Annotated in this window: 3 protein-coding genes; 2 read left to right on the top strand and 1 reads right to left on the bottom strand. The window is 61.7% G+C overall.

Annotated features, from left to right (window positions below):
• The first annotated feature begins 132 nt into the window (after nt 1–132).
• Nucleotides 133–1005, top strand: coding sequence for an SDR family oxidoreductase (locus tag B8460_RS12725; protein ID WP_307188639.1), 873 nt, complete (start codon nt 133–135; stop codon nt 1003–1005).
• Nucleotides 1006–1443: 438 nt separating this feature from the next.
• The gene (locus B8460_RS21015; RefSeq protein WP_148360589.1) at nt 1444–2235 is read left to right on the top strand and encodes a hypothetical protein; all 792 of its coding nucleotides are present in this window, start codon (nt 1444–1446) and stop codon (nt 2233–2235) included.
• Between the two features lie 63 nt (nt 2236–2298).
• Here B8460_RS21015 and B8460_RS12720 read toward each other — a convergent pair.
• Nucleotides 2299–2715, bottom strand: a 417-nt coding sequence (locus B8460_RS12720) for a hypothetical protein (protein ID WP_206742653.1), incomplete at its 5' end; no start/stop codon positions are given.

The raw sequence follows: 2715 nt of genomic DNA, 5'->3' as shown, positions 1-2715 counted from the left end.
CAGATAGGTTCCGAAGGCCGGATCACTCATCCCGGTAGGCATTATACCCCTATAAGCTCTCATCTTTACCAGGGAAGATTCCCCGACCACATCGCCGCCAGTCCAGAGCGGAGATGACGGATGCAAGTATTCGTGACGGGTGCGACCGGCTTCGTGGGGTCGGCGGTGGTGCGCGAGCTGCGCGCGGCGGGGCACGGCGTGCGCGGCCTGACGCGGTCCGATGCCGGTGCGGATTTCCTGCGCGGCCTCGGCGCGGAGCCGGTCCATGGCACGCTTGAGGATACGGCGGGGCTGCGCGACGCGGCGCGGCGGGCGGACGCGGTGATCCATACCGCCTTCGAACATGACTTCAACGATTTCGGCCGGGTCAGCGCGCTCGACCGGGCCGCGATCGAGGCGTTCGGGGATGCGCTCGCCGGCTCCGACCGGCCGTTGCTGGTCACCGCCGGCATGTTGATGCTGGCCGCAGGTCGCCCGGCCACCGAGGCCGACCGGCCGCCGCCGGCCGAGGCTTTTCCGCGCCATTCCGAAATCGCGGCCGAGGCGCTTGCCGCGCGCGGGATGCGCGCCGGCACGGTGCGCCTGCCGCCCACGGTTCACGGCGCGGGCGATCACGCCTTCATCCCGCGCCTGATCGAGATCGCGCGCGCGACCGGCGTGTCCGCCTATGTCGGCGACGGCGCCAACCGCTGGGCCGCGGTGCACCGCGAGGACGCGGCCGTCGTCTATCGGCTCGCGATCGAACAGGGGGCGACGGGTGGGCCGTATCACGCGGTCGCGGAGGAGGGCGTGCCGTTCCGCGCCATCGCCGAGGCGATCGGGCGGGAGCTGGGCGTGCCCGTCGTGTCGAAGTCGCCGGACGAGGCGGCGGCGCATTTCGGCTGGCTGACCGCCTTCGCCGCCACGGACGTCGCCGCCTCCGCCGCCCGCACGCGTGCGACGCTGGGCTGGGCGCCGGCGCGTGCGACGCTGCTGGAGGACATGGAGGCGGCGGGGTATTTCTGACGCGGCGGTGGGGCCATGCGGTGGATGAGTTTGCGGGGAGCGGGTGACGTGAGGGCGATGATTGCGTCCGTTACCGTTGACGCCCGCCGTAGGGTGGGGTGCCCTTCCGCACCCCACCACCGCATGGCGCCGCCCACCGCGTCGTCCGTCTGACCCATGCCCGACTATCGCCGCAGCCGCGTGCCGGGCGGCACCTACTTCTTCACCCTCGCCCTGGCGGACCGGCGCAGCGACCTGCTGGGATAATGACTCGCGAGCGGGAGCTATTTGACGGATCGTGAGCATGTTCCATACAATTTAATTGCTATAGAGGACGCATCTTTTCGTTACAGGAGGCTGACCATCACAGCCCTATGGCGTCTGCATATTAGACCCAATGGTGGTAGCGGTGACCGTGCAGCCTCCGTCGCTCTGTGTCTGGAACGATCAATTATAGGGATGGGTTGGCCGGTTCCCGACGAACTTCTTAAAAGATCGGGCGATCTCGAATGGTTCAAAGAGGCGGCCGCCCGGCAATATGGTGAAAATGAGTCTTGGCATTCGGTTTGGACATTTGCTGAAATGCCCGACACTGGAGATCTTGTATGGTTTCGAGATACCCAAGGACGATATTATCTCGCTGAGATATTAGGGCCCTGGGAGTATGCATACGAGGACAGGGCGGCTATCGATGCCGATATCGTAAATTTTCGGCCCGCTCGCATAATTGACGTAGGCATCGCTGATGCGGTGCCAGGGAAAATAATTGCCTGCTTTCGGCCGCCGAGAACCTTCCAAGCAATTAGGGCGCCGGACATGCTAAAGTTTTCGATGCACTTGGCTGGCTTGAGCGACATTTCTGATGAAGTGCTGGACATTTTTGATTTTTTGAATGATAATGACATTGAAAATGTAATCTTCATGTATCTTCAGACAACCGGATGGTATGTCTTTCCTAATACTCGTCTGCCGACCACGGCGCATTACGAATTTGTTCTCGCTAACCGCGAAACGGGCGAGCGGGCTATCGTTCAGGTGAAATCTGGCTGCCAACCAATCGACGCCTCGCAGTACGCTGGCGAAGAAAAGGCCTTTCTCTTTGCAGCATCCGAAAGTTATGGCTCCAGTATACCCGACAACGCCGTCATCATCACTCGAGCTGACCTACTTAGATTCATGCGGGAATCACGTCATTTGCTACCACGTGCCGTGAGCACTTGGATCAACATTGCAGGGTTGCCGCCTGCGTAGTGTGTGGTGACGTGCGATCGTGGCGTGTGAGCCGAACTTTCGTGTGTGCCGGCCTATTGATTGCTATAGCTCCAACTCATAGGCCTCACCTTTCTTCATCTTTCGCATCAGGTCCAGCAGGTCATCGGAATATTTGTGAGCAACGGCGGTGGCGGCCTGCCCGGTCTTAGTCGCGGAGTGGTAACGGTTGTCACTGGCCTTGATATCGACCCCCTTCTCCTTCTTGACTCGGTCGAGGTAGAACTGCGCTTTGTGCCAGTAGGAGCCTTCGCCCTCAATCTTCTCGGCGAGATCAGTGAGGACGTAGGGGTAGTTCGCGGTGTTTGAGGATGGCTTGCTGATCGTCGTGATTCCGAACAGCTTGGCGAAGTCGCTGCCCGAGCTCACCGCCCGCTCCAGCATCTCGAAGTTGGCGTGAACTGTCTGGCGCGGGATGTCGTGCCGCACTAGAGCGGTAGCCCTTCTGAGTGAATCGGCAGG

The sequence above is a fragment of the Acidisphaera rubrifaciens HS-AP3 genome (genome assembly GCF_000964365.1).
GTDB lineage: Bacteria > Pseudomonadota > Alphaproteobacteria > Acetobacterales > Acetobacteraceae > Acidisphaera > Acidisphaera rubrifaciens.
The sequence above is the reverse complement of the archived record's forward strand: the minus strand, read 5'-3'. Positions and strand labels throughout refer to the sequence as shown.

Excerpts from the sequence above, each read along its gene's own strand:
- B8460_RS21015 (WP_148360589.1), top strand. The coding sequence starts at position 1,444 with ATGGGTTGGCCGGTTCCCGACGAACTTCTTAAAAGATCGGGCGATCTC.